Origin of the sequence: Xanthomarina spongicola, assembly GCF_003148645.1 — a bacterium.
GTDB classification, from domain to species: domain Bacteria; phylum Bacteroidota; class Bacteroidia; order Flavobacteriales; family Flavobacteriaceae; genus Xanthomarina; species Xanthomarina spongicola.
Genome location: NZ_QGGP01000001.1, coordinates 138,349 through 151,253 on the forward strand (window position 1 = coordinate 138,349; position 12,905 = coordinate 151,253).

General features: G+C 33.0%; 14 protein-coding genes. 7 read left to right on the plus strand and 7 right to left on the minus strand.

All coding sequences use genetic code 11. The features are described 5' to 3' along the window. Positions 1 to 79: 79 nt before the first annotated feature. Positions 80 to 832, plus strand: a complete 753-nt coding sequence (locus LX78_RS00585) for a UDP-2,3-diacylglucosamine diphosphatase (RefSeq protein WP_109680699.1) — start codon at positions 80 to 82, stop codon at positions 830 to 832. Here LX78_RS00585 and LX78_RS00590 read toward each other — a convergent pair. The 4 genes from LX78_RS00590 to LX78_RS00605 all read right to left on the minus strand — a co-directional run bounded on the left by LX78_RS00590 (position 829) and on the right by LX78_RS00605 (position 5,406). Further along, on the minus strand, positions 829 to 2,097 hold the full coding sequence (locus tag LX78_RS00590; RefSeq protein WP_109680700.1) for an MFS transporter: 1,269 nt from the start codon (positions 2,095 to 2,097) through the stop codon (positions 829 to 831). The genes LX78_RS00585 and LX78_RS00590 overlap by 4 nt on opposite strands. Then, complete coding sequence (locus LX78_RS00595; RefSeq protein WP_109680701.1) at positions 2,098 to 3,198, minus strand: OmpA family protein; 1,101 nt, start codon at positions 3,196 to 3,198, stop codon at positions 2,098 to 2,100. Positions 3,199 to 3,210: 12 nt separating this feature from the next. Beyond that, complete coding sequence (gene recJ, locus LX78_RS00600) at positions 3,211 to 4,902, minus strand: single-stranded-DNA-specific exonuclease RecJ (RefSeq protein ID WP_109680702.1); 1,692 nt, start codon at positions 4,900 to 4,902, stop codon at positions 3,211 to 3,213. A gap of 81 nt (positions 4,903 to 4,983) precedes the next feature. Continuing rightward, on the minus strand, positions 4,984 to 5,406 hold the full coding sequence (locus LX78_RS00605; RefSeq protein WP_109680703.1) for an OsmC family protein: 423 nt from the start codon (positions 5,404 to 5,406) through the stop codon (positions 4,984 to 4,986). A 123-nt stretch (positions 5,407 to 5,529) separates the two neighbouring features. On the opposite strand from LX78_RS00605, the gene LX78_RS00610 reads away from it, so the two are divergent. Then, entirely contained in the window at positions 5,530 to 6,132 is a 603-nt protein-coding gene (locus tag LX78_RS00610; protein WP_109680704.1) for a carboxymuconolactone decarboxylase family protein, read from the plus strand. Positions 6,133 to 6,212: 80 nt separating this feature from the next. Here the strand turns inward: LX78_RS00610 and LX78_RS00615 are convergent, their stop codons facing one another. From LX78_RS00615 to LX78_RS00625, 3 genes are all read right to left on the minus strand, one after another. Beyond that, a complete protein-coding gene (locus LX78_RS00615; RefSeq protein ID WP_109680705.1) occupies positions 6,213 to 6,782 on the minus strand; it encodes a uracil-DNA glycosylase family protein in 570 nt (189 codons plus the stop codon). Positions 6,783 to 6,865: 83 nt separating this feature from the next. Further along, positions 6,866 to 7,537 (minus strand): 16S rRNA (cytidine(1402)-2'-O)-methyltransferase, encoded by a 672-nt coding sequence (gene rsmI, locus LX78_RS00620; protein WP_109680706.1) that lies wholly within the window; start codon positions 7,535 to 7,537, stop codon positions 6,866 to 6,868. Next, on the minus strand, positions 7,537 to 8,277 hold the full coding sequence (locus LX78_RS00625) for a hypothetical protein (RefSeq protein WP_109680707.1): 741 nt from the start codon (positions 8,275 to 8,277) through the stop codon (positions 7,537 to 7,539). Before LX78_RS00625 ends, rsmI begins: the two co-directional genes overlap by 1 nt. Positions 8,278 to 8,381: 104 nt before the next feature. Between LX78_RS00625 and LX78_RS00630 the strand changes: the two genes are divergently transcribed. From LX78_RS00630 to LX78_RS00650, 5 genes are all read left to right on the plus strand, one after another. Then, positions 8,382 to 9,020 (plus strand): thymidine kinase, encoded by a 639-nt coding sequence (locus LX78_RS00630; protein WP_109680708.1) that lies wholly within the window; start codon positions 8,382 to 8,384, stop codon positions 9,018 to 9,020. A 2-nt stretch (positions 9,021 to 9,022) separates the two neighbouring features. Continuing rightward, on the plus strand, positions 9,023 to 10,129 hold the full coding sequence (gene alr, locus LX78_RS00635; protein ID WP_109680709.1) for an alanine racemase: 1,107 nt from the start codon (positions 9,023 to 9,025) through the stop codon (positions 10,127 to 10,129). Between the two features lie 62 nt (positions 10,130 to 10,191). Beyond that, complete coding sequence (gene mscL / locus LX78_RS00640) at positions 10,192 to 10,593, plus strand: large conductance mechanosensitive channel protein MscL (RefSeq protein ID WP_109680710.1); 402 nt, start codon at positions 10,192 to 10,194, stop codon at positions 10,591 to 10,593. A 116-nt stretch (positions 10,594 to 10,709) separates the two neighbouring features. Beyond that, positions 10,710 to 11,699 carry an aspartate-semialdehyde dehydrogenase gene (locus LX78_RS00645; RefSeq protein WP_109680711.1) on the plus strand — a complete coding sequence of 330 codons (990 nt, stop codon included), beginning with the start codon at positions 10,710 to 10,712 and terminating at the stop codon, positions 11,697 to 11,699. Between the two features lie 140 nt (positions 11,700 to 11,839). Beyond that, positions 11,840 to 12,904: a hypothetical protein gene (locus LX78_RS00650; RefSeq protein WP_342766609.1), complete on the plus strand. Its 1,065-nt coding sequence runs from the start codon at positions 11,840 to 11,842 to the stop codon at positions 12,902 to 12,904. Position 12,905: the final 1 nt, after the last annotated feature.

Genomic DNA, 12,905 nt, shown 5'->3' on the forward strand with positions numbered 1-12,905 from the left:
AGTTACTTAGTTTCAATTAAAAAGAGTAAACAATTACAATAAGATTCCTGCTTTTGCAGGAATTATTTATATTTACTACATGCAAATTCCCAAAGGAAAAAAAATCTATTTCGCTTCAGATAATCATCTAGGAGCTCCTACACAAGAGCTATCACGTCCTCGTGAAAAGAAATTTGTGGCTTGGCTAGATGAAGTAAAACAAGATGCTGCTGCTATCTTTCTAATTGGTGACCTCTTCGATTTTTGGTTTGAATATAAAACCGTTGTACCAAAAGGCTTTACAAGAACTCTTGGGAAATTAGCCGAAATAAGCGATTCTGGAATTCCTATTTACTACTTTGTTGGTAATCATGATCTTTGGATGAATGGTTATTTTGAAGAAGAACTAAACATTCCTGTTTACCATAAACCCAAAGAATTTACTTTTAATAATAAGACGTTTTTAATTGGTCATGGAGATGGTTTAGGTCCTGGAGACAAAGGTTATAAACGCATGAAAAAAGTGTTTACTAATCCGTTTAGTAAATGGTTGTTTCGTTGGTTGCATCCAGATTTAGGTGTCAAGTTAGCACAATATATGTCTGTAAAAAATAAACTAATTTCTGGTGATGAAGATGCTAAGTTTCTTGGCGAAGAAAACGAATGGCTCGTGCAATACTGCAAAAAAAAGCAAGAGGAAAAACACAGAGATTATTATGTTTTCGGTCACAGACATTTGCCTTTAAATATTGACTTAAACGACAAGTCAAAATACATCAATCTAGGCGATTGGATAAGTTATTATACCTATGGTGTTTTTGATGGGGAAACTATGGAGTTGAAGGAGTATTAATCATCTTTCTCATGCAATTCAATATCTTTTGTTAAATCGAGATTACGCAAAGGCTGGTTTTTAATGCCCATTATAGTTACAATAACAAGAGTTATTGTACCACCAAGTATAACTGCTAATGGCGCACCAAAAATTCTTGCAGCTATACCACTTTCAAGAGCTCCAAGTTCATTAGAAGAGCCCACAAACATGGAGTTTACAGCACCTACTCTACCTCTCATGTTGTCTGGCGTTTTAAGTTGAAGGATTGTTTGGCGTACCACCATTGAAATACCATCAAAAACACCCGAAAAAAACAATGCTAGAACACTAAGCCACATTAATTTTGACGCTCCAAAAATTATCATAAAGATGCCAAAACCAAATACTGAAATAAGCAATTTCATTCCTGTATTTTTTGTAATCGGTATATATGTTGTCGCTAACATAGTTATAATACTCCCAGAAGAAAGTGCTGCGTTTAATATGCCAAATCCCTTTGGTCCAGCATCTAAAACATCTGTTGCAAATACTGCAAAAATTGCAACTGCACCACCAAACAAAACAGCAATCATATCTAAGGTTAATGCACCCAAAATGACTTTGTCGTTAAATACAAAACTAAGTCCCGCTTTTAAACTTTCTTTCACTGATTCATTAGTTCCTTTGTTTAAAATTGGCTTTTGACTTATTCGTAACACCAATACCAATGCTGTCATTACCAAAATAAATATGATACCGAGTGTGTAATGCACGTCAATCCAAGCTATTAAAAATCCTCCACACAAAGCGCCAAAAACATTAGCTCCTTTCCATGTACTGCTACTCCAAGTTGCTGCATTAGGATATGCTTTTTTAGGAACAAGAAGTGCAATGAGTGAAAAAATAGTTGGACCGAAGAAAGCTCTCAAAACACCACCAAAAAATACTAATCCATAAATTCCATATAAAATTGTATTTGTTTCCCATGAAGATTCTATAGTAGCCGAAGTCAGCCAAAACAATCCAAAACTTATTAATGAAAATAGGGCAATGCAAAGCGTGAAAAGGTTTCGTTTTTCTTTTTTATCAACAATGTGTCCTGCAAATGGCGCGAGAAAAAAAGCAGGTAAAAATTCGCAAAGACCTATAATACCCAAAGATAATGGGTTTTTAGTCAACGCATAAACTTGCCATTCTATAACTACAAACTGCATGGACCAACCAAACACTAATGCAAATCTTACCAATAAAAAGATATTAAATTCTTTAAATCGTAAAGCTGCGTAAGGATCTTTTTTTTGCATTTATTTTTTTGAAATTAACTTAAACTCCACACGTCTGTTTAAGGCACGACCTGCTTCAGTATCATTTGTAGTTAACGGAAACCTGTTTCCATAACCTTGAGCGATTATTCGTTCAGGTTTTAATCCTTTTGAAATTAGGTATAAGGCAACTGTTTTTGCTCGTAATAGAGATAGTTTATCGTTTCTTTCTTGTGAACCAACATTATCTGTATGACCATAAATTTCAATTTGTAATTTTTTATGTTTTTCTAAATAACGAGATAATTGATCAAGTTCTGTAATGGATGAATCCAATAAGTCAGATTTATCAAAATCAAACAACACATTTTTAAGTGTATAAACTTTATTTCTCTCTAAAAGTTGATTGTCATCTATTGTGTTGACTACGATGCTGCTAGCAGTTTCAACTTCAAAAGGACTGATACTTATTTCATCAAAATAGTAATAGGATGCATCTGGATTTTTAGTTCCTTGTATTTTAATGGTTCTTATTTTTTTGTTTGTATCAAAATTTCCAATAATAAAAAATTGTTCAAACCCACTTGCATCGTATTCAAAAGTTACCTTTTCCCAAGTCTCTTTTTGTGTATAATACTGAAGGCTATTTATTAAAACAAAATGACTGCTTTCAACCTCATTTAAAACGTTGTTGATATTAATTACTTTATCTGAGGTCTTATTTAATGGTTGTTTTAAAAACAAAACACCTAAATCTTTTATGGTATGGCTTGAATTTTCGGCTAAGCTAATATAAAATGATAGAGTGTATTTTTCTCCCTTTGTTAAAGCGTTAGAAAGCTCTCCTTGTATATATTCACGATAGTCTTCTGGAGCCATAACATACATTCCTGAATAAGCTTCACCAGTCATAGGGTTTTGACTTCCAAAGAAATTTTCAAAGCCCACTGCTTTACTACAAGAATGAAAATAATCTGTAGATCCTAAATTTGGTATAGACCAGTTAGAAACATTTTTATTAAAGTTCCCTAATAATTCAGAACAGTACTTATTTTCTTCAAAACTTGGATTAAGAACAAGGTTTTGAGATTGACAAATCATCAAAATAAAATTGAAAAACAGGATGTAAATTGTTTTCATCATCTATAAAAAATATTATTCTCTAATATCTCTCAATTTTAATTGCAAGCTTACATTCCCATTCCAATGATTTTCATCAATAGAATAAACAATTTTAAAAGGTTTTTTATTTTCAATCAGTTCTAGCTTGTCTCCCAAATTAAAACCAATACAGACTATTTTTTCATTTCCAGTTTGAGTCACAGTCATGCGTAAGTGTTTATCATCTTCGCCAACACATTTTCCATATCCAGTATCTTTAATATCTTCCGACATAAAAATAGGCGTCATATTCCCTGGGCCAAAAGGCGCAAACTGACATAAAATACGCCATAACTTATTATCAATTTGTTGAAGATTTATTTTAAAGTCTATTTTAATTTCTGGAACAAGTAAGTGTTTATCAATAGTTCGCGAGACTTCATCTTCAAAAGCTTGTTTAAAGGCTTCGTAATTTTCTTCTTTTAAAGTTAGTCCTGCCGCATATTTATGACCACCAAATTGTTCTATATGTTCTGAACAAGCTTCTAAAGCGTTATAGACATCAAATCCAGAAACTGAACGTGCAGAAGCAGCTAGTTTATCACCACTTTTTGTAAATACTAAAGTGGGTCTGTAATAAGTTTCTATGAGTCTAGAAGCTACAATTCCAATAACACCTTTGTGCCAAGTTTCATGATACACAACGGTTGTAAACCCTTCATGTTCTTGGTTGTTTTCAATTTGTTGAAGGGCTTCGTCTGTAATTCTCTGATCGGCTTCACGTCTATCTGTATTGAAGGTTTCTATTTCTTCAGCATATTGTTCGGCTAAATCATAATCTGTTTCACTTAATAAAGTCACTGCATAATTACCATGCTTCATGCGTCCAGCAGCATTTATTCTTGGAGCCACGATAAAAACAACGTCTGTAATAGTAAGTTCTTCTTTTTTTACTTGATTGATAATGGCTTTAATTCCAGGTCGTGGATTGGTATTGATTACTTGTAGTCCCAAAAAAGCTAAAGCTCTGTTTTCACCTACAATAGGAACAATATCAGCTCCAATAGCTGTGGCAACTAAGTCCAGATATTCAGTTAATTCTTCAATTGGCTTCCCTTCTTTAAAAGCCAAAGCTTGAATAAGTTTAAAGCCTACGCCACATCCACAAAGTTCTTTAAATGGATAGTTGCAATCGTCTCGTTTTGGATCTAAAATAGCAATGGCTTCTGGAAGGTTTGTTCCTGGTCTGTGATGATCGCAAATTATAAAATCGATGCCTTTTTCTTTGGCATAGGCTACTTTGTCAATGGCTTTGACACCGCAATCTAAAGCAATAATAAGTGAAAAATCGTTGTCGTCAGCAAAGTCAATACCTTTAATGGATACTCCATAACCTTCATCGTATCTATCAGGAATATAGGTTGCAACCAGCTCTGTTCTTGTTTTTAAATAGGTTGACATTAAAGCGACTGAAGACGTTCCATCTACATCATAATCACCAAAAACCAGAATATTCTCTTTTTTAGATAAAGCTAGTTCTATACGCTCTACAGCTTTATCCATATCTTTCATTAAAAACGGATCGTGCAAATGGTCTAAACTAGGTCTGAAGAAGGTTTTAGCTTCTTCATAAGTTTCGATACCTCGTTGCAACAATAAAGTAGCTACAACCTCATCTACTTGAAGAGATTGCTTTAAATGAGCTAATTTTTTAGCCTCTGGTTTTGGTTTAAGCGTCCAACGCATATTTTTTTAACATTTAAGCCATTCTTAAAGTAGTGTATAATTTCGCATAGAGATGCTTCGACAAGCTCAGCATGACAATTATTACTTATTATGATAATGAATAGATGTTTTTACTGTTGCAAACTTGCGAAACATTTCCATAACACCACAGTATTTCTCAATTGATAAATCGACAGCTTTTTTAATTTTATTTTCATCTAGATTTTCACCATAAAAATGATATTCTACAGAAACTGAATGATAATATTTGGGATGTTCTTCGGTTAATTCACCATAAGTATCCACTCTAAAATCGGAAACCTTCACTTTCATTTTATCTAAAATGGAAACCACATCTAAGCCTGAACAACCTGCAAGCGCTGAAAGCATCATAGCTTTCGGACTTAAACCTGAATTATGTCCACCATGTTCTGGACTAGTATCCATTAGGACAGTTTTTCCGTTGGGATTATCCGATTCAAATTGCAAATTACCTTTCCAGTGGGTTATTACTTTATTAGTCATTTTTATAGTTTTAAGTTAAGAGTGTCTAAAATACTTAAAGTTGTTGTTTAAAACTTTAAATACTTATAACTTTAGCACACTTTAAGTGCTCTATTAATCAAAAATACCAATAAAATTTAGACTATGCCATTAGTAACACCATTATCAGCAGAACACGATTTAGAAACCAAAGAATTAGCAGAATTCTTTAATGAAACACTAGGGTTTTGTCCGAATTCGGTTTTAACCATGCAACGAAGACCAGCTATTTCTAAAGCCTTTATTAACCTAAATAAAGCTGTTATGGCTAATGAAGGTAGAGTTACTTCTGCTTTAAAACGTATGATTGCTTGGGTTTCTAGTAACTCTACTGGCTGCAGATATTGTCAGGCACACGCTATTCGTGCTGCAGAGCGTTATGGAGCTGAACAAGAACAACTAGATAATATTTGGGAATACAGAACACATCCAGCTTTTAACGAGGCCGAACGTGCTGCATTAGATTTCAGTTTGGCTGCAAGTCAAGTACCAAACAACGTGAATGCAGATATTAAAAAACGCTTGTACGAACATTGGAATGAAGGAGAAATAGTAGAAATGCTAGGTGTTATTTCACTTTTTGGCTACTTAAACAGATGGAACGACAGCATGGGAACAAGTATTGAAGAAGGTGCTGTAGAAAGTGGCAATAAATACTTAGGAAAGCATGGTTACAATGTTGGAAAACACGATGGCTCGCAATATTAGTTTTCTCATTCCTGCGTAGGCAGGAATCTAGACTCATTAAAAATATTAAATAAAACCTTACTAGAGATAGTGAGATTTTTTTAAATCAATGTCTTTACTCTTTCCTGCAACTCAGGAATAACCCCCTTCTCAAACCAAGGATTCTTAGTTAGCCAAAACCTATTTCGTGGACTTGGATGTGGCAAAGGCAAATACCTTGGTAAATAAGTTTTGTATTCGGCAACAGTCTCAGTTAAGGTTCGTTTTGCTTTTTCTTTTAAATAATATTTTTGAGAGTACATGCCAATAAGAATAACCAATTGCAGGTTTGGCATTTTATCCAATAATTTTTGATGCCATTGTGGAGCACATTCTGGTCTTGGAGGTAAATCGCCACTATTGCCTTTTCCTGGATAACAAAATCCCATTGGCATTAAAGCTATTTTAGTTTCGTCGTAAAAAATTTCTTCTGTTACATTGAGCCACTTTCTTAATTGTTTACCACTAGGGTCGTCCCAAGGAATTCCGGTTTTATGAACACTTGTTCCTGGTGCTTGACCAATAATAATAATTTTAGCATCAGGATGTGCAGACACAATAGGCCTAGGACCAAGAGGTAAATATTCTTTGCAAATGGTGCATTGCCTAATATCTTTTAGTAATTCCTTCATTTTACTTAAAACTAAGCCTCATTCTAAATTAATTTCAGAATCTCAAAATGCTAAACTAAAACAAGTTCAGTTTGACGAATACTTCACTTTTTACCACCAACCACAATCACGATTTCTCCTTTTGGTGGTTTATTTGTATAGTATTCAAGAACTTCTTTAGCAGTGCCTCGAATGGTTTCTTCGTAGAGTTTGGTGAGTTCTCGAGATACAGAAACAGGTCTGTCGTCACCAAAATATTCACAAAAATGAGTAAGAGTTTTAATGAGTTTGTGTGGACTTTCGTAAAAAATAATGGTTCTGGTTTCTTTAGCTAGCAATAACAATCTTGTTTGTCTGCCTTTTTTTACTGGCAGAAAGCCCTCGAAAACAAATTTATCGTTTGGCAAACCACTATTCACTAAAGCTGGAACAAAAGCTGTAGCTCCTGGAAGGCAATCTACTTCAATGTTATTTTCAATACAAGCTCGAGTAAGTAAAAAACCAGGATCTGAAATAGCTGGTGTTCCAGCATCGCTAATTAATGCAATGGTGACACCACTTTTAATTTTATTAATCAACCCTTCAACTGTTTTATGCTCATTGTGCATGTGGTGCGATTGAGAAGGTGTAGTAATCTCAAAATGCTTTAATAATTTTCCAGAAGTACGTGTGTCTTCAGCAAGAATTAAATCGACTTCCTTTAAAACCTCAACAGCCCTAAAAGTCATGTCTTTTAAATTTCCTATTGGAGTAGGAACAATATAGAGTTTACTCATTAATTAAATTTACTTTCTAGAATTTCCATAAAACGTATTTCGAATTCTTCTTTGTCTTTCCAATTATTATAGTCTGGTTTCACTACATTTTGAATAAGGCTCTCAGCTTCTTTGAAAGAGCTAGAGGTATTTAATTGAGAAAGAACCCTATCATAATCTGAAGCTTCACCATTAAACAGATGTTTAATAAAAGCTAGCTTATCGTTTAGCCCTATATTTAAGCCTCCACCTTTCAGTTTATCGTTTAAAGACTTTTTTACTTGATCCTTTTTAGTTTCATTAGTTACTGGCTCAAATTCTGGAATTTCCTCAAAACCAGCAGTAATTTCTTCTAAATCGCTTTTATGGTACTGTTTTTTTGGGATTGCTTTTTCAAAAATGGCATCTACATGCTGAGCTTCAATTGGCATTTGGGCTACCATATCTTTAATTTTTTCAATAGCTGGTTCCATAATATCATCTTGCTCTCTATCGTCTAAATTGACATAGGTTTTATTTTCAAATTCTATGTTATCGCTCACTTTGTTATTAAATGCCACATCCAACATTCCAAAGAATGAAGAATCGCTACCAATAGTAGGTAATTCGTTGTTAAGATTTTCTTTAGCGAATTTTAAAACAGTTAGTTTTTCATAAAGTGTTGCTACTTCTTTATGCATTTCGTCTATATCATCTTTCCCTTTTAACTTCAAAATCCTATGAGCAATACTCATTAATTCTGCTTCAAGTTTCTTCTTCATAACTTTTTAAAATTTAATCTATTTTATGCTTTTGATTTTTAATAAATTTACGCCACCTTTATACAAAACGAAATAAGTCTTCGTTTTAGTGTTAAAATTACAAAATGTTTCTCGAAAATACAGTAAATCATAAAGAACAATTTGGTTGGATTGAAGTAATCTGTGGTTCCATGTTCTCTGGAAAAACAGAAGAATTGATTCGCAGGCTTAAACGCGCCCAATTTGCTAGGCAAAAAGTGGAGATTTTTAAACCTGCAGTAGATGTTAGATACCATGAAGATATGGTTGTGTCTCACGATGCTAACGAAATTAGATCAACTCCTGTTCCTGCAGCAGCTAATATTCCTATTCTGGCTGATGGTTGCGATGTGGTTGGTATTGATGAAGCACAATTTTTTGATGACGAGATTGTTCGGGTTTGTAACGATTTAGCAAATAAAGGTGTTCGAGTAATTGTTGCTGGATTAGATATGGATTTTAAAGGCAATCCGTTTGGACCTATGCCAAATCTTATGGCAACTGCAGAATATGTAACAAAGGTACATGCTATATGCACTAGAACCGGAAATTTAGCTCAATACAGCTATAGATTGTCTAAAAATGATAATCTGGTTTTACTTGGTGAAGTAGATGAATACGAACCCTTAAGTAGAGCTGCTTTTTATAAAGCAATGACACGAGATAAAGTAAGAAATATGAAGGTGAATGACGCTGAAGAAATTTCTCCAAAATCAGACATATAAGTATGCCTAGAACTCAAGAAACAGTCCTAGAAATTGATTTAAGAGCACTTAAACATAATTTTGAATATCTAAAATCCAGAATAACCAAAGGCGCTAAATTATTAGTAGTTGTAAAGGCATATGCTTATGGTAGTGATGCTAACCAAATTGCTAAGTATTTAGAAAAATTAGATGTTGATTATTTTGCAGTAGCATATACAAATGAAGGTGTTGCTTTACGTGATGCTGGAATTACCAAACCTATTTTAGTACTGCATCCTCAACCTATAAATTATAAAACACTTATTGAGCGTTGTCTAGAACCTAGTTTGTACAATTTTAATAGTTTTAATAATTTTCTTGAAGTTGCTACTAATGAACAACAACAAAATTATCCCATTCATATAAAATTTAACACTGGATTAAACAGATTGGGTTTTAATGAAATAGATATTGAAGCGATTTATAATAAACTACAAACAACTGCCTCTGTAAAAGTAAAATCCATTTTCTCTCATTTAGCAGCTAGTGAAGATCTGAATGAAAATGAATTCACTTTAAGACAAATCCAATCTTTTCAATCCATTACAGAATTATTTATTAATACTTTTGGTTATAAACCTATGCTTCATTTGTGTAATACTTCTGGTATTCTAAATTATCCAGAAGCACATTTAGATATGGTTAGAAGTGGTATTGGAATTTATGGGTTTGGAAATTCAGAAAAAGAAAATAAAAATTTCATTCCAATTGCAACTTTAAAATCTGTTATTTCTCAAATCCATACCATAGAAAAAGGAGAAACTGTTGGATATAACAGGGCTTTTAAAAGTGATTCTGATTTAAAAACTGCAACGATTCCAATTGGCCATGCAGATGGTATTGGTAGACAATATGGAAACGGAAAAGGCTTTGTAACTATAAATGGAAACCCAGCCTACATTGTTGGAAATGTTTGTATGGATATGATTATGGTAAATGTTTCAGATATTGATTGTCAAGAAGGTGATGAGGTTATTGTTTTTGGGAAACAGCCTAATGCATCACAATTTGCCGAAAGAGCAAATACAATATCTTACGAAATAATTACAGCTATTTCGCAACGTATTAAGCGATTAATAATTAAATAGTTTTCTTTTCTGTTTTTTTTATTTAAATTAGTCACTTACACTAACTATTAAAAAACACTATTATGTTAAAAGACTTTAAGGAATTTGCCATGAAAGGCAACCTGGTTGATATTGCAGTTGCCTTTGTTATGGGAGCAGCTTTCAACAAAGTAGTAACATCATTTACTGCTGGAATTATCTCTCCTCTTGTTGGTTTAATTTTTAATACAGATTTTAAAGATTTAAAATATGTAGTTACCGAAGGAGTTGCTAATGATGCTGGTGAAATTGCTGGTGAAGTAGCCATTTTATATGGTGATTTCTTAACTAATGTTATCGATTTTATTATTGTTGCTTTTGTAATGTTTATGGTAATAAAAGGCATTAATCGCATGAAGAAAAAAGAAGAGCCAGCTCCTGCTCCACCTGCTGGACCATCAGACAACGATCTTTTAAAAGAAATTAGAGACGCATTGAAAAAATAGTTTTTAGCGTTTATTAAGTTTTACAAAACAGCTTCATGTAGAAGCTGTTTTTTTATGATTTTTTTTAAACTTCAACATGAATAAATTTATAAATTTGTTTCATAAATAATTATTTTATGAAAGTAGCAGTCGTTGGAGTCACAGGAATGGTTGGAGAAGTTATGTTGGAGGTTTTAAAAGAACGAAATTTTCCAATAACAGAATTGATTCCTGTTGCTTCAGAAAAATCTGTTGGGAAAAGTATCTCATTCAAAGGAAAAGAATTCTCAGTTGTCTCCTTAGCTTCTGCTATTTCAATGAAGCCAGATATTGCCTTATTTTCTGCAGGAGGAGAAACATCTTTAGAATGGGCTCCTAAATTTGCAGAGATTGGAACTACTGTTATTGATAATTCTTCAGCTTGGAGAATGGATTTAAGCACAAAATTAGTGGTTCCAGAAATTAATGCAAATACACTTTCTAAAGCAGATAAAATTATAGCTAACCCAAATTGCTCGACCATTCAAATGGTTATGGCTTTAGCTCCTTTACATAAAAAATATAAAATAAAGCGAATTGTTGTTTCTACTTATCAATCAATTTCTGGAACAGGAATGAAAGCTATTAAACAATTAGAAAATGAGCTTTCAGGAGTGAAAGGCGAAATGGCTTATCCTTATCCTATCCATAAAAATGCACTTCCACATTGCGATGTGTTTGAAGACAATGGGTATACTAAAGAAGAAATGAAACTGGTTAGAGAAACACAAAAAATTCTAAACGATAAAACCATTTCTGTAACAGCAACTGCAGTACGTATTCCAACATCTGGAGGCCATAGTGAAGCAGTAAATGTTGAATTTGAATCAGATTTTAATGTGTCTGAAATACGAACTATACTTAATAATACTCCTGGTGTTGTTGTACAAGATAATATTGACACTAACACCTATCCAATGCCAATTTATGCCAATGGAAAAGATGATGTTTTTGTAGGAAGAATTCGTAGAGACGAATCTCAACCAAACACTTTAAACCTTTGGATTGTTAGCGATAATTTAAGAAAAGGAGCTGCAACAAATACCATTCAAATTGCTGAATATTTAGTTGCTAATAATTTAATCTAACAGTTTCCTTTTTTATTTTGTTTATTATATAAGTATTTATAATCTATTTATTATTAAACAATTGTAATTTTTTCCTATCTTAGAAGCCTCTTTTAAGATAAATGGTGAAAAATTACATAAGATTATTAGCATTTTTATTTGTGTGCATAAGTTTCTATTCTTGTGCTTCAGATGATGATTATATTCCAAATCCAACACCAGAACCTGAGCAAACTTCTCCAGTAAATTTTAATATAGATGAGGTACCATATCAAACCCTATCAGAATATAACTTTTTTGATGGTATTCTTAAAGAATTAAACCCTGTTTATGGTGTAGTCCCTTACGAATTGAGCTCACCACTTTTTTCTGATTATGCTCATAAAAAGAGATTTATTTGGATGCCAGATAATGTTAGTGCTAATTACATAAGTGATGGCGATATTTTAGATTTTCCAATTGGAACAGTCTTAATAAAGAATTTTTATTATGAAAATGTGCTACCAGATAATTATACAAAAATTATCGAAACGCGTTTAATGATTAAAAAAGCTGAAGGGTGGGTATTTGCAGAATATATTTGGAATGAAGAGCAAACAGAAGCAGATTTTGATTTAAATGGAAGAGACGTTTACATTCAATGGAATGAAAACAGTATAACAAATAGCGTAAATTTCAGAGTGCCTTCTGGGGCAGAATGCCATACTTGTCATAAAACAGGAGATGTTTCAATTCCAATTGGCCCAAAACCAAGAAACTTAAATAAGCTTTTTAATTATGGGAATGAAACTAAAAATCAACTACAAAAATGGGTAGAAATGGGTTATTTAGAAGATACTTATCCAGACGATATTGTGTCTTTACCCAGTTGGGACGATGTGTCACAACCTTTAAATTTAAGAGCTAGATCATATTTAGATATTAATTGTGCTCACTGCCATTCAGAAGAGGCACATTGTGCATACAGACCTGTAAGATTTGATTTTGAATCTTCAGCCCTTCCTATTAATTTAGGAATTTGTGTAGAGCCAGACACAGAAATACCTGGTTCAGGTTTAACTCATATTGTCAATCCAGGATCTTATGGTAGATCTGTTTTATATTATAGAATGAATTCGGTTGAAGAATCGGAAAGAATGCCTCTTTTAGGCAGAACCTTAAAACACCAAGAAGGTGTACAATTAATTGAAGAGTGGATAAACTCTTTAACAATGCAATGCAATTAAA

Bases quoted from the DNA above. Each gene is read 5' to 3' on its own strand.
- LX78_RS00585 (WP_109680699.1), top strand. From the start codon at position 80: ATGCAAATTCCCAAAGGAAAAAAAATCTATTTCGCTTCAGATAATCAT.
- LX78_RS00590 (WP_109680700.1), bottom strand. From the start codon at position 2,097: ATGCAAAAAAAAGATCCTTACGCAGCTTTACGATTTAAAGAATTTAAT.
- LX78_RS00595 (WP_109680701.1), bottom strand. From the start codon at position 3,198: ATGATGAAAACAATTTACATCCTGTTTTTCAATTTTATTTTGATGATT.
- recJ (WP_109680702.1), bottom strand. From the start codon at position 4,902: ATGCGTTGGACGCTTAAACCAAAACCAGAGGCTAAAAAATTAGCTCAT.
- LX78_RS00605 (WP_109680703.1), bottom strand. From the start codon at position 5,406: ATGACTAATAAAGTAATAACCCACTGGAAAGGTAATTTGCAATTTGAA.
- LX78_RS00610 (WP_109680704.1), top strand. From the start codon at position 5,530: ATGCCATTAGTAACACCATTATCAGCAGAACACGATTTAGAAACCAAA.
- LX78_RS00615 (WP_109680705.1), bottom strand. From the start codon at position 6,782: ATGAAGGAATTACTAAAAGATATTAGGCAATGCACCATTTGCAAAGAA.
- rsmI (WP_109680706.1), bottom strand. From the start codon at position 7,537: ATGAGTAAACTCTATATTGTTCCTACTCCAATAGGAAATTTAAAAGAC.
- LX78_RS00625 (WP_109680707.1), bottom strand. From the start codon at position 8,277: ATGAAGAAGAAACTTGAAGCAGAATTAATGAGTATTGCTCATAGGATT.
- LX78_RS00630 (WP_109680708.1), top strand. From the start codon at position 8,382: ATGTTTCTCGAAAATACAGTAAATCATAAAGAACAATTTGGTTGGATT.
- alr (WP_109680709.1), top strand. From the start codon at position 9,023: ATGCCTAGAACTCAAGAAACAGTCCTAGAAATTGATTTAAGAGCACTT.
- mscL (WP_109680710.1), top strand. From the start codon at position 10,192: ATGTTAAAAGACTTTAAGGAATTTGCCATGAAAGGCAACCTGGTTGAT.
- LX78_RS00645 (WP_109680711.1), top strand. From the start codon at position 10,710: ATGAAAGTAGCAGTCGTTGGAGTCACAGGAATGGTTGGAGAAGTTATG.